The organism is Inquilinus limosus (assembly GCF_002195995.1).
GTDB lineage: Bacteria > Pseudomonadota > Alphaproteobacteria > DSM-16000 > Inquilinaceae > Inquilinus > Inquilinus limosus_C.
This window is the reverse complement of record NZ_NHON01000084.1, coordinates 66,098-85,481: the sequence shown is the minus strand read 5'-3', so window position 1 is coordinate 85,481 and position 19,384 is coordinate 66,098. Positions and strand designations below refer to the sequence as shown.

Below are 19,384 nucleotides of genomic sequence, written 5' to 3'. Positions count from 1 at the left end.
TTCGCCTCCGCCGCCGGGTCCAGGGTGCGGTGCTTGTAGCCCATGGTGCCGGTGGCGATGCGGATCGAGCCGTAGTTCAGCGTGCCGACCAGCGTGTCGGTCTCCACCGCCAGGGTCGGCTGGGCCAGCTTCTTCGGGAAGCCCCACAGCTCGCGCCCGCCCGCGATCGGCGGGTGGTCGTTCAGGAACATCTGGTGGGTGTAGCCGCCCAACTGCCCCTGCCAGCGCACCGGGATCACCTGGCCGCTCTCGGTATAGTCGCCGAAGCCGGTCGAATCCGGCATCCGGATGAACTCGTAATTCACCACCGGCTCGGCGATCTCCAGCGGCTCCGGCACCACCCGGCGCAGCGCCTCGGGGTCGGTGCGGTAGCGGATGATGAAGTACTCGCGGTTGACGAAGCGGTACGGCCCCGGCGGGAAGGCCGGGCTGGTCAGCGGCATGGCGAAGGCGGTCTTCCGCACGGTCTCGGCATCCATCGCACTGCGTCCTCGCTATTGTGCAGTGCACAAGACTAGCCGAGCGGAGCGGCAAGAGGAGTCGGAAACCGCGCCGTTAAGGAAATTTCATGTCGCGGGAAACGGTATGCCCAAGACCGGCGACCGAATGTCTCGCCCAGGTATCAGGAATAGAAGCCTCGTTGACTTGCAACCGCCATCGGGGCGTAACATGTGTGAAAAGGAGGGGCTGAACCACTGTCCAGCTTTTAACAGAGGAGCGAGAGATGGCCGTCGCAGAGCGTATTGAAGCGCTTCGGACCAAGCACGCCGCCCTGGATCGCACATTGGAAGAGGCAGTCCACCGCCCGCTACCCGACGAGATCGAGATCGTCCGGTTGAAAAAGGAAAAGCTGAGACTGAAGGATGAGATGGCGCGATTGGATCACGCCTGACGGAGAGATCATGGATCTCCGAATCCAAAAGGGCGGTGCCGGGGGGCGCCGCCCTTGTCGTTTCAGACCCCGAGTCGCGCTCAGTCCTCCTGGGTCTCCTCGACGTCCTCGTCGAAGCTGACGGTCGGGGTCGGGATCGCGCCCGGCGGCAGGTTGGCGCGGGCCTTGGTCAGGGCCGCATCCAGCTCCATGTAGGAGCAAAGACCCAGCATCACCGGGCTGCGCGGCTTCAGGTTCGGCGAATTCCAATGGCTTTTGTCGCGGATCGCCTGGATGGTCGGCTTGGTGGTGCCGATCAGCTTGCAGATCTGGGCATCCGACAGCTCCGGATGCTCCTTCAGCAGATAGGCGATGGCGTCCGGCTTGTCGCCGCGCTTGGTCACCGGCGTGTAGCGCGGGCCCTTGGAGCGGGCGACCGGCTGCGGCATGTCCGACACCGCCATGCGCAGGCGGGCGCTCGGGTCGGCCTGGCACCGGTCGATCTCGGCCTGGGTCAACTGGCCGTTGACGATCGGGTCCAGCCCGACCATGCCGATCGCGACCTCGCCATCGGCGATCGCCCGGATCTCCAGCTCATGCAGCCCGCAGAAGGCGGAAATCTGGTCGAAGCTCAGCGATGTGTTCTCGACGAGCCAGACGGCGGTCGCCTTCGGCATCAGCGGTTGCTTGTTCATCCTCTCGATCTCCTCTGCGCAAAGCGATCCCGCCGCGACCGGCCTTGGGGCCGGCCTGTCCTCTCGCACTCGCGCTTAAGGGAGGGGAGCGGGGTCGGCGCGGCGCCGCCCTAAGCTGCTGGACCTAGGGATGTCGCGCCCGCAAGTCAAGCGAGGAGTACGATCTTGCCGACATGCGCGCTCGATTCCATCAGCGCATGGGCCTCCGATGCGCGGGCCAGCGGGAAGGTGGCGTGGATCACCGGCCGGATCCGCCCGGCCTCGATCAGCGGCCAGGCCTCGGCCTTCAGCGCCGTGGCGATGGCACCCTTCTCGGCCACGCTGCGCGGCCGCAGCGTCGACCCGGTCAGGGTCAGCCGCTTGGCCATCACCTTCTGCAGGTCGATCTCGACCTTCGAGCCCTTGAGGAAGGCGATGCTGACCTGCCGCCCGTCCACCGCCAGCGCGTCGATGTTGCGGGCCACATAGTCGCCGCCGACCATGTCGAGGATCAGGTCGACGCCGCGGCCGCCGGTCTTCTCCTTGACCACGGCCAGGAAGTCCTGCTCGCGGTAGTCGATCGCGACATCGGCGCCGAGGTCGAGGCAGGCCTGGCATTTCTCGGCGCTGCCGGCGGTGGCGAAGACGGTGGCGCCGCGCGCCTTGGCCAGCTGGATCGCGGTGGTGCCGATGCCGCTCGACCCGCCATGTACCAGGAAGCGCTCGCCCGCCTGCAGCCGGCCGCGGTCGACCACATTGGTCCAGACGGTGAAGAAGGTTTCCGGCAGCCCCGCCGCCTCGGCCGCGGACAGGCCCTTCGGCACCGGCAGGCATTGCGGCGCCGGGGCGACGCAGAACTCGGCATAGCCGCCGCCGGCGACCAGGGCGCAGACCGGATCGCCGACGCTCCAGCCCGAGACATCGGGGCCGAGGGCGGCGACGGTGCCGGCGACCTCCAGCCCCGGCAGCGGGCTGGCGCCCGGCGGCGGGTTGTACATCCCCCGGCGCTGCAGCACGTCGGGCCGGTTCACCCCGGCGGCCTCGACCTTGACCAGGATCTCCCCGGCCCCGGGAGCCGGCACGGGCAATGTCGCCGGCTTCAGCACCTCGGGCCCGCCGGGGGCCTCGATCACGATCGCGGTCATGGTCTCGGGAAGCACGCTGGTCATCGGCTCTCACGCTGTCTACGGGAGGGGCCGGATGATGGCCGAAATGTCATGCAGCCGTCATCCGGGCGTCGGATGGAGCGGCCTAAGGTCGCCCGTCGACAGTGAAGGCGCTCCGGTGCTCGACGCTCCGGGCTTGCCGATCCTCGCGCCGCCCGCGAGGATTGTCCATCCGCTGCCGAAGGAGATGGCCGATGGATCCGGAAGATCTCGAACCGCGCCACCGCAAGGCGCCGCCGAAGCCGCTGGACGGCTTGTCGGTCGCCGAGCTGGAGGAGTATGTCGCCGAGCTGGAGGCGGAGATCACCCGCGCCCGCGGCGTGATCGCCGGCAAGCAGAGCCACAAATCGGCCGCGGATGCGCTGTTCAAGCGCTGAGACAGTGAGCGCCCACGAAGACTCCACCCTCCCGTCATCGTTAAGGAACGGACCCATGTTGAAGGGCAAGGTCGCGATCGTCACCGGATCGACCAGCGGCATCGGGCTTGGCATTGCCAAGGTGCTGGCCGGCCAGGGCGCGGACATCGTGCTGAACGGCTTCGGCGACGCCGGCGAGATCGAGGCGATCCGCAGCGGCATCGGGCGCGAGCATGGCGTGCGCGCGGTGTACAACGGCGCCGACATGTCGAAGGGCGACGCGGTGCGCGGGCTGGTCGCCGCCACGGTCGAGCAGCTCGGCCGGGTCGACATCCTGGTGAACAATGCCGGCATCCAGTTCACCGCGCCGGTGGAGGAGTTCCCGGCCGAGAAGTGGGACGCGATCCTGGCGATCAACCTGTCGGCGGCGTTCCACGGCATCGCCGCGGCGATCCCGGTGATGAAGAGCCAAGGCTGGGGCCGGATCATCAACATCGCCTCGGCCCACGGCCTGGTGGCGTCGACGCACAAGGCGGCCTATGTCGCGGCCAAGCACGGGCTGATCGGGCTGACCAAGGTGGTGGGGCTGGAGAACGCCGGCAACGGCATCACCTGCAACGCCGTCTGCCCGGGCTGGGTGCGGACGCCGCTGGTGGAGAAGCAGATCAGCGCGATCGCGGCCGAGAAGGGGATCAGCCAGGAGGAGGCGTCGCGGCAGCTGCTGGGCGAGAAGCAGCCGTCGATGACCTTCGTGACGCCGGAGCAGCTGGGCGGCACGGTGGCCTTCCTGTGCTCGGACGCGGCCGAGCAGATCACCGGCACCAGCGTGTCGGTCGACGGCGGCTGGACCGCCCAGTAACCGGAGGTTCAGCCGGCAGTTCCGGCCGGCGGGGGCGCCGCGCGGCGCCCCTTGAACCGGGTTTCATCCTCCCCAGATACAGTTTCGTGGCGGCGCCCAGCCGGGGTCGCCACGATCGCAAACCGCGGCGCGACCATGACGGTGCGTCGCCCAGGTATCGCTCAAAGGAGGATATCCATGCGTACCCTTGACCTGTCCCCGCTGTTCCGCTCGACTATCGGCATCGACCGCATGTCGCGGCTTCTCGATTCCGCGCTGCAGTTCGACACCGCGGCGCCGGCCTATCCGCCCTACAACATCGAGAAAACCGGCGAGGATTCCTACCGCATCACCATGGCGGTGGCGGGCTTCGGCGAGGACGACCTCGAGGTCGTGACCTCCGAGAACACCCTGACCGTCCGGGCCAAGGCGACCCCCGACGAGGAGGAGAAGAGCCGGGTCTTCCTGCATCGCGGCATTGCCGGCCGGGCCTTCGAGCGGCGCTTCCAGCTCGCCGACTACATCAAGGTCAGCGGCGCGACCCTCGTGAACGGCCTGCTCAACATCGAGCTGGTCCGCGAGGTGCCGGAGGCGCAGAAGCCCCGCACGGTGAAGATCGCCGTCGGCCAGGGCGAGGCGCCGAAGCAGATCGCCGCCTGATCGCTCTCGGCCTGATGGCTTCGGATGGGGGCGCCGCCGCCGCGGCAGCGCCCCGTCTCCGGAGTGGAGAGACAAAAAAGAGGGCCGCTTTCTGCGGCCCTCGTTTTTTGAAGCCTCGCCTGCTCAACTCGAGCATTGCGCGACGATAAGAGCCATTTTGCCGCGACGTCAAGCACTCGTTTGGGTCAGAAAAACCCTTTGTTTTGAAGGGTTTTCAGTTGTTCGGCCGGTTCCGGTGAGCACCCCCGGAACAGCAAGAGTGCTAAATGATCTTAAAAATGTAATATTTATGGGGGGTTGCCGTCCGGGCTTTAGATCGGATGAAAGCGGGAACGTTACCCGCTTCCATACCCCGTTCGCCGAAGCGTCACGCGGATTTCATCGAGGATCGCCGGGTCGTCGATCGTCGCCGGCACCGCGAAGGGAAGCGAATCGGCGATTCGGGCCATCGTCCCGCGCAGGATCTTGCCCGAACGGGTCTTCGGCAGGCGGTCGACGATCATCGCCGTCTTGAAAGCGGCGACCGGGCCGATGCCGTCGCGGACCCGCTGCACCGCCTCGGCCAGGATGGTCTCGTGCGGCCGCGCCACCCCCGCCTTCAGCACCAGGAAGCCCAGCGGCACCTGGCCCTTCAGTGCATCCGCCGCGCCGATCACGGCGCATTCCGCCACATCCGGGTGGCCGGCCAGAACCTCCTCGATCTGCCCGGTCGACAGCCGGTGGCCGGCGACGTTGATGACGTCGTCGGTCCGGCTCATCACGAAGACATAGCCGTCCTCGTCGATATAGCCGGCGTCGCCGGTGGTGTAGAATCCCGGATGGGCCGTCAGATAGGCGCTGCGGAACCGCGCTTCGGCCTGCCACAGGGTGGGGGCCGCGCCGGGCGGCATCGGCAGGCGGCAGACCAGGTCGCCGATCTCGCCGGCGGCCAGGTCCTGCCCGTCCGGCCCCAGCACGCGCACGTCCCAGCCCGGCATCGGCCGGGTCGGCGATCCCGGCTTCACCGGCATCGGCTCCAGCCCCAGCGGGTCGGCGCAGATCGGCCAGCCGGTCTCGGTCTGCCACCAATGGTCGACCACCGGCACGCCCAGCAGCCGCTGGGCCCAGGCCAGCGTGTCCGGATCGCAGCGCTCCCCGGCCAGGAACAGGGCCCGGAACCGGGACAGGTCATACTTGGCCAGCAGCCGCCCCTGCGGGTCCTCGCGCTTGATCGCGCGGAAGGCGGTGGGGGCGGTGAACAGCACGCTGACGTCATGGTCGGCGATCACCCGCCAGAAGGCGCCGGCATCGGGCGTGCCGACCGGCTTGCCCTCGTACAGCACTGTGGTGCAGCCGGCCAGCAGCGGCGCGTAGACGATGTAGGAGTGGCCGACGGCCCAGCCGATGTCGGAGGCCGCCCAGTACACCTCGCCGGCCTTCACGCCGTAGACCGCGCCCATGGTCCAGGCCAGGGCCACGGCATGGCCGCCATTGTCGCGGACGATGCCCTTGGGCTGCCCGGTGGTGCCGGAGGTGTAGAGGATGTAGAGCGGGTCGGTCGCCGCCACCGGCACGCAGGCGGCGGGCTTGGCAGCCGCCTCCAGCGCCGCCCAGTCATGGTCGCGGCCGGAAGTCATCGCCGCCTCGCATTGCGGCCGCTGCAGCACCACCGTTGCCGGCACGGTGTGCTTGGCCAGGCCGAGGGCGGCGTCGAGCAGCGGCTTGTAGGGGATGACCCGGCTGGCCTCGATGCCGCAGGAGGCGGTGACGACCAGCTTCGGCGTGCAGTCGTCGATCCGCGATGCCAGTTCGGGCGCGGCGAAGCCGCCGAACACCACCGAATGCACGGCGCCCAGCCGGGCGCAGGCCAGCATGGCGATGACCGCCTCGGGCACCATCGGCATGTAGACCACCACGCGGTCGCCGGGGCCGACGCCCAAGGCCCGCATCGCGCCGGCGAAGCGGGCGACGCGGCCGGTCAACTCGGCATAGGTGAAGCGCCGCACCGCGCCGGTGACCGGGCTGTCGTAGATCAGGGCAATGCGGTCGCCATCGCCGGCGGCGACGTGGCGGTCCAGCGCGTTGTGGCAGGTGTTCAGCCGTCCGCCGGTGAACCAGCGGTAGAGGGGCGCGTTGCCGTCGTCCAGCACCCGGTCCCACCGCCGGTCCCAGTCGATCGCGGCGGCGGCCTCGCCCCAGAACCCCTCGGGATCGTCGAGCGCGCGGCGATAGGCCTCGGCATAGGCACCCATGGCGTCCTCCCCTGTTTGTTGCGAGCGTAACGCCGTCAAGTCGACAGGGCGAGGGGCTGCGGGTGTCGCGTTCCGGCCACCGCCGGCCGCGGTGGGCGGAGCCCGATCCCGCCGTTCCGCTGGACGCTCGGCGATGCCAGAATGTCTCCGCACCAGGGGGCCCGCCGATGCCGCACGCTTACGACACCGATCTCGACCGCAACCCGGCCAATCACGTGCCGTTGACGCCGGTCTCCTTCCTCGGCCGGACGGCCCTGGCCCATCCCGACCGGACGGCCGTGGTCTATGGCGAGGTGAAGCGGAACTGGCGCGAGACGGCGGAGCGGTGTCGCCGCCTGGCCTCGGCCCTTGCCGGCCGCGGCATCGGCAAGAACGACACGGTGGCGGTGATGGCGCCGAACATCCCGGAGGCGTTCGAGGCGACCTATGGCGTGCCGATGGCCGGCGCGGTGCTGTGCGCCCTCAACACCCGGTTGGACGCCGCGGCCATCGCCTTCCAGCTGCACCATTCCGGGACCCGGATCCTGCTGGCCGACCGTGAATACGGCCCGGTGGTGCGGACGGCACTGGCGCAGCTCGACAGTCCGCCGCCGGTGGTCGACATCGTCGACCCGGCCGTGGCGGGCGACCCGGTCGGCGGCCTGACCTATGAGGATCTCCTGGCCGAGGGCGACCCGGCCTGGGCCGGCGTGATGCCCGGCGACGAATGGGACGCGATCGCGCTCGGCTACACCTCCGGCACCACCGGCGACCCGAAGGGCGTGGTCACCCATCACCGCGGCGCCTATCTCAACGCGCTCGGCAATGTCGTGACCTGGGGGATGCCGCACCATCCGGTCTATCTCTGGACCCTGCCGATGTTTCACTGCAACGGCTGGTGCTTCCCCTGGACGGTCACGGCGATGGCCGGCACCCATGTCTGCCTGCGCCGGGTCGCCGCGCGCGACATCTACGCCGCCATCGCCGACCACGGCGTCACCCATCTCTGCGGCGCGCCGATCGTCATGAGCATGCTGCTGAACGCCCCGGCCGGGGAGCGGCGCGACTTCCCGCAGGCGGTGCAGATGATGACCGCGGCCTCGCCCCCGCCCGCCGCGGTGCTGGAGGGCATGGCCCGGCTCGGCATCGAGGTTACCCATGTCTACGGCCTGACCGAGGTCTACGGCCCCGCCGTGGTCTGCGACTGGAAGCCGGAATGGGACGCGCTGCCGGCCGGGGAGCAGGCGCGGCTGAAGTCGCGCCAGGGCCTGCCCTATGTGGTGCAGGAAGGGCTGATGGTGGCCGACCCCGAGACCCTGGCCCCGGTGCCCGCCGATGGCGAGACGCTGGGCGAGGTGTTCATGCGCGGCAACATCACCATGAAGGGGTATCTGAAGAACCCCTCGGCCACGCAGAAGGCTTTCGCCGGCGGCTGGTTTCACACCGGCGACCTCGGCGTCATGCACCCGGACGGCTATATCGAGCTGAAGGACCGGTCGAAGGACATCATCATCTCCGGCGGCGAGAACATCTCGACCATCGAGGTCGAGGGCGTGCTGTACCGCCACCCGGCGGTGCTGGAGGCAGCGGTGGTGGCGCGGCCGGACGACAAATGGGGCGAGACCCCCTGTGCCTTTGTCACCCTGCGGCCGGGCGCCGAGGCGACGGCGGAGGAGATCATCGCCTTCAGCCGCCGGCACCTGGCGCATTTCAAATGCCCGAAGACGGTGGTGTTCGGCGACCTGCCCAAGACCTCGACCGGCAAGATCCAGAAATTCGTGCTGCGCGACCGGGCACGGGCGCTGTAGGCCGCTCGGGCGGGGCTTGACCGCGGGCTGCCGCTCCATCCAACTGCGGTGATCATCATGTCTGCCGCAGGGGGAGGATATGACCCGTTCGAACGATCGGCCGGAGGGCTCCGCCGCCGGGCCGGCCCGGCGCACGGTCCTGGCCGGGCTCGCGGCGCTGCCGCTGGCGCCGGCGCCGGGATGGGCCGCGACCCCGGCGGCTCCGCGGGTCGTGGTCTCGACCGCGCTCGGGGATTTCACGGTCGAGGTCTATCCCGACCGCGCCCCGCTCTCCGCCGCCGATTTCCTGGCCTATGTCGACAGGGGGTTGCTCGACAACCAGTCCGTCTATCGCATCGTCTCGATGGCGAACCAGCCCGACACCGTGCCCGCCAAGATCGAGGTGATCCAGTTCGGCTGGCGCGCGCCCGACGGCAATGACGACGCGCCGCCGCCGGTGCCGCCGATCGCACATGAGCCGACCAGCGTCACCGGGCTGCGGCACAGGGACGGCACGCTGTCGATGGCGCGGCTGGCGCCCGGCACGGCCAGCAACGCCTTCTTCATCTGCATCGGCGACCAGCCGGAGCTGGATTTCGGCGGCCGCCGCAACCCCGACGGCCAGGGCTTCGCCGCCTTCGGCCAGGTGGTCGACGGCATGGATGTGGTGCGGAAGATCTTCGCCAGGGCCGAGGCGGATGACCGCCTGGCCTCGCCGATCCCGATCCTGAAGGCCCGCCGGTTGCCCTGACGGGCGCCTCCGGTCAGGCGGTCGCCGCGGCCTCGACGCAGCGGCGGATGCCCTCGGCATAGGGCGTCTTGCGGATCGGGCCGATCAGGGCCTGCAGGGCGCTGTCGTCCATGATCACCGGGTCGGTCTGCAGGTAGTGCATCTCGACCAGCTCGCGCATCAGCGGGTCGAACAGCCCGGCCAGGCGCAGCATGGTCTTGCCGGCGACCATCAGCCTCGGCGTGCGCCGGGCCGTGGCGAAGGCCAGGGCCGCCGCCTCGCGCTGGGTGATGGTGCCGGGGCCGGCCAGGTGCCAGACCCGGCCCCACGCCTCCTCCCGCGCCGCCAGGGCCGTGACCACCGGGCCGATATCGGGGACGAAGGCGAATTCATGCGGCCGGTCGATCGGGCCGACCATCCTCGCCCGCCGGCCCGTCGCCGCGGCCAGGAACAGGTCGTGCAGCAGGCTGCGCTCCACCCCCGGGCCGTAGAAATCCGGCAGGCGCAGCACCGCGCCGCGGATCCGGCCGGCGGCGTCCGCCTCCAGCACCAGATCCTCCTGCGCCTTGCGCATCTGGCCCTTGAAGGTGTGCGGCTCGCGCGGATGGTCCTCACGCACCGGCCGGGCGCGCGGGCGGCCATAGGGATAGACCGTGCCGACCAGCAGCAGCCGGGCCACGCCTTCGGCCACGGCGCTGTCCAGCACCTGGCGCATCACCACCGGATGCAGCCGGAACTGGTGATAGGGCACGCCGACCAGATGCACGATCGTGCCCATGCCGCGGGCAGCGGCGCGGACCGAGGCCGGATCGTCCGGATCCCAGGTCGCGATCTCGGCCAGCGGGTCGGCGCCGAACTCCCGCTCCAGCGCCGGGCGCGACCGGCCGACCACGCGATACGGCCGGCCTTCCGCCCGCAGCGCCGCGGCGATGCTGCGGCCGATGGCGCCGGCGGCGCCGAACAACGCGATCCCACTCATCCACGCAGCCCCATGAACGTCGATCTGTGAATGAACAATGTTCACTGAACGATGTTCATATACGCATTGACGGCGGCGGGGTCAATCGGCCAGCATCCGGCATGGGCACGATGGAACGACGGGCGCGCGACAAGGCGGCGCTGCGCGGGCGCATCCTGGACGCGGCGCGCGAGATCGCGCTGCGCGAGGGATTCGAGGGGCTGACCATGCGCAAGCTGGCGGCCGCGGTGGAATACGCGCCGGGCACGATCTACCTGCATTTCGCCGGCCGCGACGCGATCGCGCGCGAGCTGTGCCTGGAAGGCTACCGGGCGCTGTGGACGGCGCTGGAGCCGGCGGCTGCCATCGCCGATCCGCGCGCCCGGCTGGCGGCGCTGGCCCGGGCCTTCGTCGGCTTCGGGCTCGAGCAGCGCGAGCTGTACCGGCTGATCCTGATGGAGGATCCGAAGCTGCTGGACCCGCTGTACCGGGACCGGCCGATCGACGACCCGGACGGCCCCGGCACGCGCGCCTTCCTGGCGCTGGTCCAGGCCTTCGCCGATCTCGGCGCGGCGGGGCCGGACCGGCGGGCCGAGGTGCTGCTGGCGACGCTGCACGGCATCGTCAGCCTGAAGCTGACCTGCGACCGCTTCCTGCGCACCCCGGCCGACGATCTGGTCGAGGCGGCGCTGGAGCGTGAGGGCGCCACTTAGAGGCTAGCGCGGCCGCTCCGCCAGGGCGGACGGCGTCGGCGCGGTCTCCGCCTCCACCGCCGCCAGGTCGGCGCCGCGGGTCTCGCGCGACAGCAGCACGCACAGGATGCCCGGCACCGCCATCAGCGCGGCGTAGATGGCCACGGATTGTGGCGTGCCGGTCCAGCCCAGCAGCGCCGTGCCGATCAGCGGCGCCACCGACCCGCCGACCACCGAGGCGACCTGGTAGCTGACCGACATGGCGGTGTAGCGCACCCGGGTCGGGAACAGCTCGGTGAACCAGGCCGACATGCTGCCGACGATGATGCCGTGGCAGGTCAGGGTCAGCAGCGTCACCCGCAGTACCGTCTCCGGCACCGTCCCCTGCGGCAGCGTGAACAGCCAGGCGGCGGCGCCGATGCCGGCGACCAGGCCCAGCAGCATCACCGGCCGCCGGCCGATCACGTCGGAGACCCAGGCCGCCGCCATGATCACCGCGACCTCCAGGATCGAGCCCCAGAACAGCGCGTCCGACCCGACGCCGCGGGCGAGGTTCAGGAACTGCACCACCAGCACCAGGAAGAAGGTGGTGAACAGGTAGAACAGCGTGTTCTCCGCCGCCTTCACCAGGAACACCTGGCCCATCGGCCGCCAATGGCTGCGCACCGCCTCGGCCAGCGGCGCCGCCGGCACCGCGCGGCGCTTCGCGGCCAGCTCGGCGAAGACCGGCGATTCCTCGATCCGCCGCCGCACCCACAGGCCCAGCAGTACCAGCACGATCGAGAACAGGAAGGGCAGGCGCCAGGCCCATTCGGCGAAGCCGGCCTCGCCGTAATGCGCGGTCAGGGCGCCGATGGTGGCGGCGGCCAGGACATTGGCGGCCGGGCCGCCGATCATCGGGAAGCTGGTCCAGAAGCCGCGCCGCCTGCCGGGCATCGATTCGGCGACGATCAGCAGCGCGCCGGTGGCCTCGCCGCCCACGGCGATGCCCTGCAGCACGCGCAGGGTGACCAGCAGGATCGGCGCCAGCACCCCGGCGGTGGCATAGGTCGGCAAGAGGCCCATGGCGAAGGTGGCGGCGCCCATCATCAGCAGGCTGACCACCAGCGCGTTCTTGCGGCCGATGCGGTCGCCCAGCGCGCCGAACAGGATGCCGCCCAGCGGCCGGGCCAGGAAGCCGATGGCGAAGGTGCCCAGCACCGCCATGGTTCCCGCCAGCCGGTCCTCGCCCGGGAAGAAGGCCTTGTCGAACACCAGCACGGCGCAGAAGGCGAAGATGAAGAAGTCGTACCACTCGATGATGGTGCCGACCGCACTGGCGAACAGCAGGCGCACGCGCTCCGCGATCGAGGTCGTCTGGGCCATGGATCCTCCCCTCATCCTTTGGTTCCGGCAGTCCACCCCTGCCGTGCGCCGGGCTTGCCGCCGCCGCGCCCTTGCGTATGGTCGGACATTCCGCCGGCCGCGCCCGTGGCGTGGCGGCCGGATTGTCTTGAAGGCAAAATCAATCTCGTTTCATATGAAACGAATGTCAAGCGGGCGGGGAGGCCGGCGATGCGGGACCAGGCGGTGCGGATGGCGCAGTTCGATCTCGAAGCGTTCCTGCCCTACGAGCTGTCGGTGGTCAGCAACCGGGTCAGCCGCACCTTCGCCCGGCGCTATGCCGATGCCTTCGGCCTCAGCATCCCGGAATGGCGGGTGATGGCGATGGTGGGCCGCTACGCGCCCCTGTCCTCGAACCAGATCTGCGAGCGCACGGCGATGGACAAGGCCAAGGTCAGCCGCGCCGTCAGCCGGCTGATCGCCGCCGGCCATCTCAGCCGCGGCACCCATCCGGCCGACCAGCGGCTGATCCAGCTCGACTTCACCGCCGCCGGCCGCCGGGTCTATGATTCGATCGTGCCGCTGGCGCAGGAGATCGAGGCCGAGCTGATGGCCGCCTTCGAGCCCGGCGAGCGCGAGGTGCTGCGCCGCCTGCTGCGCAAGCTCGATTCGCGGGTCTCCAGCCTCGGCACGCCGGCGGATGCGGCCGGGGAGGACTAACTGAGATCCTTTTCCGCCAGCTCGCGGAAGGCGTCGGGGACGGAGCGGGCGCCGCCGAGCGCGACCGAGCCGTAGCCGACCGCATCCCAGCCGAAACGCTCGCGGATGCGGTCGACCGCCCGGTCGGCCAGCCAGCGCGCATTGCCCTTGCGGCTGCCCGGCCGCCGCCGCTCGTCGGCCAGCCCCAGCGGCAGGTCCAGCTGCATCGCCGGCTCGTGCTCGAGATGCGAAACTGAAATGGCCAGCAGCGAGATGAAGCGTTCCCGCGGATGGTCCGCCAGCACCGCGCGCACCAGCTCCTCCGCGATCTCGGCCAGGATCGTGGTGGCGGAGACCGGGGCATCGAGCGTCACCGACCGGGTGACGGCGCGCAGGTCGGCGAAGCGGACGCGCACCGTCACGGTGCGGCCGGGGCGGGACTTGGCGCGCAGCCGGGTGGCCACCCGGTCGGCCAGGTGCCGCAGCGTCGGCACGAACACCCGCTCCTCGGCCGGCTTGCGGCCCAGCGCCGACTGGGCGCCGGCCGATTGCGCCCGGCGATGGGTGCGCACCTCGCGCGGGTCGCGGTTCCAGGCCAGCGCCGCCAGCTTCTCCCCCGCCGCATGGCCCAGCAGGCGTTCCAGCGACCGGCCCGGCATCGCCGCCAGCTGGCCGATGGTGTGGATGCCGCTGTCGGCCAGCCGTGCCTTGCTGACCGGACCGACGCCCCACATCAGCTCCACCGGCAGGTCGTGCAGGAACGCCAGCTCGGCCGCCGGGTCGACGGCGACCAGCCCGTCCGGCTTGGCCACCTGCGAGGCGATCTTGGCCAGGTGCTTGGTGCGGGCGACGCCGATCGAGATCGGCAGGCCCAACTCCGCCCGCACCCGGCGGCGGATGGCGGCGGCGATCTCGGCCGGCGGGCCGAACAGATGGGTGCAGCCGGCGACGTCGGCGAAGGCCTCGTCGATCGAGATCCGCTCGACCAGGGGCGTGAAGTCGCCCAGCACCCCGATCGCGGCGTCGCCCAGCCGCTGGTACTCCTTGAAATGGCCGCCGACGAAGATCAGCCCCGGGCACAGCTCCCGCGCCCGGCGGCCCGGCATGCCGCCGCGCACGCCATAGGCCTTGGCCTCGTAGGAGGCGGCCAGCACCACCCCGCCGCCGACCGCGATCGGCTTGCCGCGCAGCGCCGGGTCCAGCAGCTGCTCGACCGACGCGTAGAAGGCGTCCAGGTCGGCATGGAGGATGGTCGCGTCCATCGCGCCGGCGGTCCGCCGCGTTGTTCTGAGCGGGAACAAATATAGAACAAAATTGGCGAATGATCAAGCTGACGGAGCTATTTTCCCTTTCTGTCATTGCCGGGCTTGACCCGGCAATCCAGGGGCCACCGAGAACCGCTCTTGAAAGCCCCTGGATCCTCGGGTCAAGCCCGAGGATGACAATTGGAGGCTGGCCTTCGTCCGATTTTCCTCGTTCCTACGGATGCAGCGACAAGCCCTTCAGCACGCGGTCGACATCCTTGCGGTCCTCGTGCAGGGCGAAGCCGACCAGGTCCAGCGCGTCGCCGGGCACGGCCTTGACCGCGGCGCGGTTGGCCTCGTCGTAGCCGGTGGCGAACAGCTCGGCGGTATAGATCGCGATGCGCAGATTGCGGGCCAGCGCCCTTGCATGCGCCGCCTTCAGCGCCTCGGCCGGGCCGGCGAAGACCAACACCGGCTGGCGGAACATCGGCAGGTACAGGTTGCCCGACCCGTCCTCATAGGGCGCGCCGACCAGCTCCGGCTTCGTGCCGGCCAGGCCGCTGACGGTGAAGGCGGCGACGTTCAGCTTCTGCCAGACCGGCAGGTCGTCGCGCAACGCGACGGCGATCTTGGTGTCGAATCGCATGCATCCTCCTGTGACGCGAGGACAGTAGGGGCGGGGCCGGCGGGCCGGCTTGTACGATCGTGCTGTGGCGGCGGCGCCTGGCGCGGCCTAAAATGCCGGCCATGGACAGCGGTGAATGGGTCACGGTCGGGCTGGACCGGCGCTTCGGCGTCGAGCGGTTCCGCGCCCATTTCACCGCCCATTGCTACGAGCGGCACGCGCACGAGACCTATGCCATCGGCCTGACCGAACAGGGGTCGCAGAGCTTCCATTGCCGCGGCGGCACCCACCGCACCCGGCCGGGATCGGTCATCACCTTCAACCCGGCCGAGATCCATGACGGCCACGCCACCGGCGCCGAGGGCTTCCTGTACCGGATGCTCTATGTCGCGCCGGAGACGGTGGCGGCCGTGCTGGACGATGCCGGCATGCGCCCGCCCTGGGCGCTGGCCTTTCCCGACATCCTGTCCGAGGATTCGGTCCTCGCGGCACTGATCGCCCGCACGGTCGATGCCTTCGCCGAGCCCGGGGCGACGCTGGCGCGGTCGGAGGCGCTGGCGGCGATGGTGGTGGGTTTGGCGCACCGCCGGGCCGGGGCGTCGGCGCCCGGCCTGTCCCGCCCCGCCGATGCGGCGCTGGCGCGGGTGCGCGACCATCTGCACGCCCATCTCGGCGACGACGTCACCGCCGACGACCTCGCCGCCGTGGCGGGCTTGAGCCGCTTCCATATGTCCCGCGCCTTCACCCGCCGCTACGGCGCGGCGCCGGCGACCTATCTGCGCTGGATCCGGCTGGAGCGGGCGAAGCGCCTGCTGGCGGCGGGCGAGGCCCCGGCCCAGGTGGCCGCCGAGACCGGCTTCACCGACCAGGCGCATCTGACCCGTCGCTTCAAGGGCGCCTACGGTGTCACCCCCGGCGCGTTCCAGCGCGCGGCGCGAGGGGCGAACCCCGGTCTCTAGCCCGGCTTGCAGCAGCCGGACAGCAGTTTGTCGCCATCGAAGAGCGCGATCTCGTAGACGAAGCCGCCCTCGCCGTCCGACATGTCCTCGACGCAGGCATTGTTGATGATGACGGCACGGAGGGAGCCTGCCGGCCCGAAGGTCGTCCCCGCCATCAGCGTCGTGTTCCGGCTCGGCTGCAGCGTGTAGCGGGAGGTGATTTCCCGGCCGTCGCCATCCGAGAAGCGGGCGTTCCCGCCGGCGTCGAGCGTCAGGCTCCAGAACGGCTCGGACCCGCCGCAGGACAGGGGTGCGGCCGGCGTCTCGACCGGAGGTGCGGCCCAGGCGACCGCCGGAGCGAGAAGGGCGACGCCAGCGGCGAGCAGGACGGCGGCAGGTCTCATCGAGCATCCCCTCGCAGACACGGTCAGGCTCGATAGGGCCCGAGGAATGCGGCGAGATTGCGCCGGCTACGCGCCCGCCAGCCCCAGCCGCTGCACCACCTCGTCGGCGATCGACAGGCTTGAGGTCAGGCCCGGGCTCTCGATGCCGAACAGGTTGACCAGGCCGGGCACGCCATGCCCCTCCGGCCCCTGGATCACGAAATCCGCGGCGGCGGCGCCGGGCGGGGTGATCTTCGGGCGGATGCCGGAATAGTCCGGCTGCAGGGCCCCGTCCGGCAGCGCCGGCCAGTAGCGGCGGATGGCGGCGTAGAAGCTGTCCGCCCGTGCCGGGTCGACGCGGTAGTCGAGATCCTCGACCCATTCGACATCGGGGCCGAAGCGCACCCGGCCGCCGAGATCGATGGTGGCATGGGTGCCCAGGCCGCCGGGCACCGGCACCGGATAGATCAGGTGGCGGAAGGGCGGCCGGCCGGACAGGCCGAAATAGTTGCCCTTGGCCAGGAAGGGCTGCGGCACCGACGCCTCCGGCACCCCGGCGATGCGGCGGGCCACCGCCGGCGCCGACAGGCCGGCCGAGTTCACCACCCGGCGGGCCAGCAGCTCCATGCCGCCATCCTCCGTGGCGACCTGCAGGTGCAGCCCGTCCGGCGTCACCGCCGCGGAGTCCAGCCGGCTGTGATACGCGATCATCGCGCCGCCGGCCTCGGCATCGCCCAGCAGCGCCAGCATGAAGCCGTGGCTGTCGACGATGCCGGTCGAGGGCGACAGCAGCGCCGCGGTGCAGGCGATCTCCGGCTCCAGCGCATGCGCCTCGTCCGCGGTCAGCGGCCGCAGCGCGTCGTCCTCCCCGGTCAGGCCGTTGGCGCGGGCGCCGGCCTCGATCCGCGCCAGCGTCGCCGCCTCCTGCTCGTCGGTGGCGACGATCAGCTTGCCGCAGCGTTTCGCGGTGACGCCATGCTCATCGCAGAACCGATAGAGAGCCCGCCGCCCGGCGACGCAGTGCCGGGCCTTCAGGCTGCCCTGCGGGTAGTAGATGCCGGCATGGATCACCTCGCTGTTGCGGGCCGAGGTCTCGGTGCCGAAGGCATCCGCCGCCTCCAGGATGATCACCTCCTGCCCGGCCAGGGCCAGCGCCCGGGCGACGGCCAGGCCGACCACCCCGGCGCCGATGACGACGGCATCGACCGTGTCGGTCATGCTGCGCCGCGCAGCTGGCCGATCGCGCGGGCGACGCCGCGCAGCTCGGCCAGCCCCTTCAGCCGGCCGATCAGCGAATAGCCGGGATTGGTCTTCTTGTTGACGTCGTCGGCCAGCAGGTGGCCGTGGTCGGGCCGCATCGGGATCTCCCAATCCGCCCGGCCGGCCGCCCGGCGCGCCCGCTCCTCCGCCATCAGCGCGTCGATCACCGCCACCATGTCGGCACCGCCCTCGAGATGCTCGTCCTCGAAGAACGACCCGTCGGCCTCCACCGTCACGTTGCGCAGATGGGCGAAGTGGATGCGGGGCGCGAATTCGCGTGCCATCGCCGCCAGGTCGTTGTCGGCGCGCGAGCCGTAGGAGCCGACGCACAGCGTCAGCCCGTTGGCCGGGCGGTCGACCATGGCCAGCACCGCGCGGGCGTCGGCGGGGGTGGAGACGATGCGCGGCAGGCCGAACAGCGGGAAGGGCGGGTCGTCCGGATGGACGGCCAGGCGGGCGCCGGCCGCCTCCGCCACCGGCACGACCGCGCTCAGGAAGGCCTTGTAGCTGGCGCGGAAATCGTCGGCGGTGATGCCGGCATAGGCGGCCAGGCGGCGCTCGAACCCGGCCCGGTCGTTGACCGCGCCGGCCACGCCCGGCAGGCCGGCGATGATGGTCTTCTCCAGCTCGGCCTGCTCGCTCTCGCTCATCGCCGCGGCACGGTCGCGGGCGCGGGCCAGCACCTCGGGCCGGTGGTCGCCCTCGGCGCCCTTGCGCTTCAGGATGAAGGCGTCATAGGCGGCCATGTCGACCGCGTCGAAACGCAGCGCATAGCCGGTGGTGGGCAGCCGCCACAGCAGGTTGGTGCGGGTCCAGTCGACCACCGGCATGAAGTTGTAACAGATGGTCGTCACCCCGGCCGCGGCGACGTTGCGCAGCGACTGGGCGAAGATCGCGGTCGCCTCGGCCGCGCCGGCGCCGCCGATCTTGATGACGTCCGGCAGGGGGATGCTTTCGACCACCGACCAGGCCAGGCCCGCGCCCTCGATTACCGCGCGGCGCTCGGCGATCTCCGCCGCCGGCCAGACGCTGCCGTCCTGGCGGTGATGCAGGGCGGTGACGATGCCGCTGGCCCCCGCCTGCTTGACATGGTCCAGCGTCACCGGGTCGTTCGGCCCGAACCAGCGCCAGGTCTCCTTCATCGTCTCCCGCCCCTCATCGCGTGTTGATCTTGTTGCGGCCGACCAGCGGATACTGTTCGACCTCGTACACTTGGCCGGTGACCGGCGCCGACCGGTCGGACAGCCAGAACACCGCGTGCTGCGCCACCTCCTCCGGCCGAAGGATGCGGCCGGTGGGGGCGAAGGCCGGCGGGATGTGCTCGGCCCAATCCTCGGACTGGCCCTCGCGGCGCTGGATGGCACGCTCGGTCTCGGTCAGGGTCCAGCCGACATTGAGCTGGTTGACCCGGATGCGCTCGGCCGACAGCGCGTCGCCCAGGTTGCGCGTCATCGTCATCAGCGCTGCCTTGGACATGGAATAGACCAGCAGGTTGTCCTGGCCGCACAGGGCGTTGACCGAGCCGATATTGACGATGGCGCCACCGTTGCCTGCGGCGCGGAAGGCCCGCACCGCCTCGCGGCACAGCAGCAGCGGCGCGCGGGCGTTGACGGCGAAGATGGCGTCGAAGGCAGCCTCGTCGGCCTGCTCCAGCGTGGTGCGGGCCAGGGACGCGGCATTGTTCACCAGCCCGTCGATCCGACCATGGGTGCGCAGCACGGTGTCGATGATGGATGCCGCAGCATCGGGCGCAGTCAGATCGGCCAGCACCGAGGCGACGCCGCCGAGATCGACGGCAGCCTGGGCCAGCGCCTCCGCCTCGATGCCGTGCAGCACCACGGTGGCGCCCTCGGCCTGCGCCGCCCGGGCGATCGCCAGGCCGATGCCGGAGGATGATCCGGTGACCAGAATGACCTTGCCCTGAAGCATCGCGCCGCCTGCCTCCAACCAACCGACCCGACCTTCATAGC

Annotated in this window: 21 protein-coding genes; 9 read left to right on the top strand and 12 right to left on the bottom strand. The window is 70.6% G+C overall.

Going from position 1 to position 19,384, the window contains the following annotated elements; all coding sequences use genetic code 11:
- A partial coding sequence (locus BWR60_RS28975; RefSeq protein ID WP_179221994.1) for an acetoacetate decarboxylase occupies positions 1-479 on the bottom strand: 479 nt, incomplete at its 3' end.
- Positions 480-724: 245 nt separating this feature from the next.
- Between BWR60_RS28975 and BWR60_RS28970 the strand changes: the two genes are divergently transcribed.
- A complete protein-coding gene (locus BWR60_RS28970) occupies positions 725-892 on the top strand; it encodes a YdcH family protein (protein ID WP_088155561.1) in 168 nt (55 codons plus the stop codon).
- Between the two features lie 80 nt (positions 893-972).
- On the opposite strand, the gene BWR60_RS28965 is transcribed toward BWR60_RS28970, so the two are convergent.
- Positions 973-1,566, bottom strand: a complete 594-nt coding sequence (locus BWR60_RS28965) for a DUF1013 domain-containing protein (RefSeq protein ID WP_088155559.1) — start codon at positions 1,564-1,566, stop codon at positions 973-975.
- Between the two features lie 146 nt (positions 1,567-1,712).
- Positions 1,713-2,714, bottom strand: a complete 1,002-nt coding sequence (locus tag BWR60_RS28960) for an NAD(P)H-quinone oxidoreductase (RefSeq protein ID WP_088155557.1) — start codon at positions 2,712-2,714, stop codon at positions 1,713-1,715.
- Between the two features lie 191 nt (positions 2,715-2,905).
- Between BWR60_RS28960 and BWR60_RS28955 the strand changes: the two genes are divergently transcribed.
- From BWR60_RS28955 to BWR60_RS28945, 3 genes are all read left to right on the top strand, one after another.
- Positions 2,906-3,088, top strand: coding sequence for a DUF1192 domain-containing protein (locus BWR60_RS28955; RefSeq protein WP_088155555.1), 183 nt, complete (start codon positions 2,906-2,908; stop codon positions 3,086-3,088).
- Between the two features lie 55 nt (positions 3,089-3,143).
- Positions 3,144-3,926 (top strand): 3-hydroxybutyrate dehydrogenase, encoded by a 783-nt coding sequence (locus tag BWR60_RS28950; protein WP_088155553.1) that lies wholly within the window; start codon positions 3,144-3,146, stop codon positions 3,924-3,926.
- A 177-nt stretch (positions 3,927-4,103) separates the two neighbouring features.
- Positions 4,104-4,565: an Hsp20 family protein gene (locus BWR60_RS28945; protein WP_088155551.1), complete on the top strand. Its 462-nt coding sequence runs from the start codon at positions 4,104-4,106 to the stop codon at positions 4,563-4,565.
- A gap of 335 nt (positions 4,566-4,900) precedes the next feature.
- Here BWR60_RS28945 and BWR60_RS28940 read toward each other — a convergent pair whose 3' ends face one another.
- Positions 4,901-6,796, bottom strand: coding sequence for a propionyl-CoA synthetase (locus tag BWR60_RS28940; RefSeq protein WP_088155549.1), 1,896 nt, complete (start codon positions 6,794-6,796; stop codon positions 4,901-4,903).
- A gap of 167 nt (positions 6,797-6,963) precedes the next feature.
- On the opposite strand from BWR60_RS28940, the gene BWR60_RS28935 reads away from it, so the two are divergent.
- Together BWR60_RS28935 and BWR60_RS28930 are read left to right on the top strand one after the other, a co-directional pair.
- Positions 6,964-8,583: an acyl-CoA synthetase gene (locus BWR60_RS28935; protein WP_088155547.1), complete on the top strand. Its 1,620-nt coding sequence runs from the start codon at positions 6,964-6,966 to the stop codon at positions 8,581-8,583.
- Positions 8,584-8,662: 79 nt separating this feature from the next.
- Entirely contained in the window at positions 8,663-9,313 is a 651-nt protein-coding gene (locus BWR60_RS28930) for a peptidylprolyl isomerase (protein WP_088155545.1), read from the top strand.
- A gap of 13 nt (positions 9,314-9,326) precedes the next feature.
- Here BWR60_RS28930 and BWR60_RS28925 read toward each other — a convergent pair whose 3' ends face one another.
- The gene (locus tag BWR60_RS28925) at positions 9,327-10,271 is read right to left on the bottom strand and encodes an NAD-dependent epimerase/dehydratase family protein (protein WP_088155543.1); all 945 of its coding nucleotides are present in this window, start codon (positions 10,269-10,271) and stop codon (positions 9,327-9,329) included.
- Positions 10,272-10,381: 110 nt separating this feature from the next.
- Between BWR60_RS28925 and BWR60_RS28920 the strand changes: the two genes are divergently transcribed.
- On the top strand, positions 10,382-10,963 hold the full coding sequence (locus BWR60_RS28920; protein WP_218823729.1) for a TetR/AcrR family transcriptional regulator: 582 nt from the start codon (positions 10,382-10,384) through the stop codon (positions 10,961-10,963).
- A 3-nt stretch (positions 10,964-10,966) separates the two neighbouring features.
- Here BWR60_RS28920 and BWR60_RS28915 read toward each other — a convergent pair whose 3' ends face one another.
- Entirely contained in the window at positions 10,967-12,307 is a 1,341-nt protein-coding gene (locus tag BWR60_RS28915) for an MFS transporter (protein ID WP_218823728.1), read from the bottom strand.
- Between the two features lie 189 nt (positions 12,308-12,496).
- Here BWR60_RS28915 and BWR60_RS28910 point away from each other — a divergent pair, with 189 nt between their 5' ends.
- The gene (locus BWR60_RS28910; RefSeq protein ID WP_230983215.1) at positions 12,497-12,985 is read left to right on the top strand and encodes a MarR family winged helix-turn-helix transcriptional regulator; all 489 of its coding nucleotides are present in this window, start codon (positions 12,497-12,499) and stop codon (positions 12,983-12,985) included.
- Here the strand turns inward: BWR60_RS28910 and dinB are convergent.
- Both dinB and BWR60_RS28900 read right to left on the bottom strand, forming a co-directional pair.
- A complete protein-coding gene (dinB, locus tag BWR60_RS28905; protein WP_088155539.1) occupies positions 12,982-14,226 on the bottom strand; it encodes a DNA polymerase IV in 1,245 nt (414 codons plus the stop codon). The genes BWR60_RS28910 and dinB overlap by 4 nt on opposite strands.
- Before the next feature lie 217 nt (positions 14,227-14,443).
- Positions 14,444-14,854 carry a DUF2000 domain-containing protein gene (locus BWR60_RS28900; protein WP_088155537.1) on the bottom strand — a complete coding sequence of 137 codons (411 nt, stop codon included), beginning with the start codon at positions 14,852-14,854 and terminating at the stop codon, positions 14,444-14,446.
- 101 nt (positions 14,855-14,955) lie between these two features.
- Here BWR60_RS28900 and BWR60_RS28895 point away from each other — a divergent pair, with 101 nt between their 5' ends.
- Entirely contained in the window at positions 14,956-15,792 is an 837-nt protein-coding gene (locus tag BWR60_RS28895; RefSeq protein ID WP_179221993.1) for an AraC family transcriptional regulator, read from the top strand.
- Here BWR60_RS28895 and BWR60_RS28890 read toward each other — a convergent pair.
- The 4 genes from BWR60_RS28890 to BWR60_RS28875 all read right to left on the bottom strand — a co-directional run bounded on the left by BWR60_RS28890 (position 15,789) and on the right by BWR60_RS28875 (position 19,343).
- On the bottom strand, positions 15,789-16,175 hold the full coding sequence (locus tag BWR60_RS28890) for a hypothetical protein (RefSeq protein ID WP_088155533.1): 387 nt from the start codon (positions 16,173-16,175) through the stop codon (positions 15,789-15,791). The two genes, BWR60_RS28895 and BWR60_RS28890, sit on opposite strands and share 4 nt — an antisense overlap.
- Positions 16,176-16,241: 66 nt before the next feature.
- Positions 16,242-17,372, bottom strand: coding sequence for an NAD(P)/FAD-dependent oxidoreductase (locus BWR60_RS28885; RefSeq protein ID WP_088155531.1), 1,131 nt, complete (start codon positions 17,370-17,372; stop codon positions 16,242-16,244).
- Entirely contained in the window at positions 17,369-18,556 is a 1,188-nt protein-coding gene (gene uxuA, locus BWR60_RS28880; protein ID WP_088155529.1) for a mannonate dehydratase, read from the bottom strand. Before uxuA ends, BWR60_RS28885 begins: the two co-directional genes overlap by 4 nt.
- Positions 18,557-18,569: 13 nt before the next feature.
- Entirely contained in the window at positions 18,570-19,343 is a 774-nt protein-coding gene (locus BWR60_RS28875; protein ID WP_088155527.1) for an SDR family oxidoreductase, read from the bottom strand.
- Positions 19,344-19,384 lie beyond the last annotated feature (41 nt).

Coding starts and splice junctions, on each gene's coding strand:
- BWR60_RS28925 (WP_088155543.1), bottom strand. CDS start 10,271: ATGAGTGGGATCGCGTTGTTCGGCGCCGCCGGCGCCATCGGCCGCAGC.
- dinB (WP_088155539.1), bottom strand. CDS start 14,226: ATGGACGCGACCATCCTCCATGCCGACCTGGACGCCTTCTACGCGTCG.
- BWR60_RS28895 (WP_179221993.1), top strand. CDS start 14,956: ATGGACAGCGGTGAATGGGTCACGGTCGGGCTGGACCGGCGCTTCGGC.
- uxuA (WP_088155529.1), bottom strand. CDS start 18,556: ATGAAGGAGACCTGGCGCTGGTTCGGGCCGAACGACCCGGTGACGCTG.
- BWR60_RS28875 (WP_088155527.1), bottom strand. CDS start 19,343: ATGCTTCAGGGCAAGGTCATTCTGGTCACCGGATCATCCTCCGGCATC.
- BWR60_RS28965 (WP_088155559.1), bottom strand. CDS start 1,566: ATGAACAAGCAACCGCTGATGCCGAAGGCGACCGCCGTCTGGCTCGTC.
- BWR60_RS28950 (WP_088155553.1), top strand. CDS start 3,144: ATGTTGAAGGGCAAGGTCGCGATCGTCACCGGATCGACCAGCGGCATC.
- BWR60_RS28930 (WP_088155545.1), top strand. CDS start 8,663: ATGACCCGTTCGAACGATCGGCCGGAGGGCTCCGCCGCCGGGCCGGCC.
- BWR60_RS28955 (WP_088155555.1), top strand. CDS start 2,906: ATGGATCCGGAAGATCTCGAACCGCGCCACCGCAAGGCGCCGCCGAAG.
- BWR60_RS28970 (WP_088155561.1), top strand. CDS start 725: ATGGCCGTCGCAGAGCGTATTGAAGCGCTTCGGACCAAGCACGCCGCC.
- BWR60_RS28945 (WP_088155551.1), top strand. CDS start 4,104: ATGCGTACCCTTGACCTGTCCCCGCTGTTCCGCTCGACTATCGGCATC.
- BWR60_RS28940 (WP_088155549.1), bottom strand. CDS start 6,796: ATGGGTGCCTATGCCGAGGCCTATCGCCGCGCGCTCGACGATCCCGAG.
- BWR60_RS28890 (WP_088155533.1), bottom strand. CDS start 16,175: ATGAGACCTGCCGCCGTCCTGCTCGCCGCTGGCGTCGCCCTTCTCGCT.
- BWR60_RS28885 (WP_088155531.1), bottom strand. CDS start 17,372: ATGACCGACACGGTCGATGCCGTCGTCATCGGCGCCGGGGTGGTCGGC.
- BWR60_RS28900 (WP_088155537.1), bottom strand. CDS start 14,854: ATGCGATTCGACACCAAGATCGCCGTCGCGTTGCGCGACGACCTGCCG.
- BWR60_RS28960 (WP_088155557.1), bottom strand. CDS start 2,714: ATGACCAGCGTGCTTCCCGAGACCATGACCGCGATCGTGATCGAGGCC.
- BWR60_RS28915 (WP_218823728.1), bottom strand. CDS start 12,307: ATGGCCCAGACGACCTCGATCGCGGAGCGCGTGCGCCTGCTGTTCGCC.
- BWR60_RS28920 (WP_218823729.1), top strand. CDS start 10,382: ATGGAACGACGGGCGCGCGACAAGGCGGCGCTGCGCGGGCGCATCCTG.
- BWR60_RS28935 (WP_088155547.1), top strand. CDS start 6,964: ATGCCGCACGCTTACGACACCGATCTCGACCGCAACCCGGCCAATCAC.
- BWR60_RS28910 (WP_230983215.1), top strand. CDS start 12,497: ATGCGGGACCAGGCGGTGCGGATGGCGCAGTTCGATCTCGAAGCGTTC.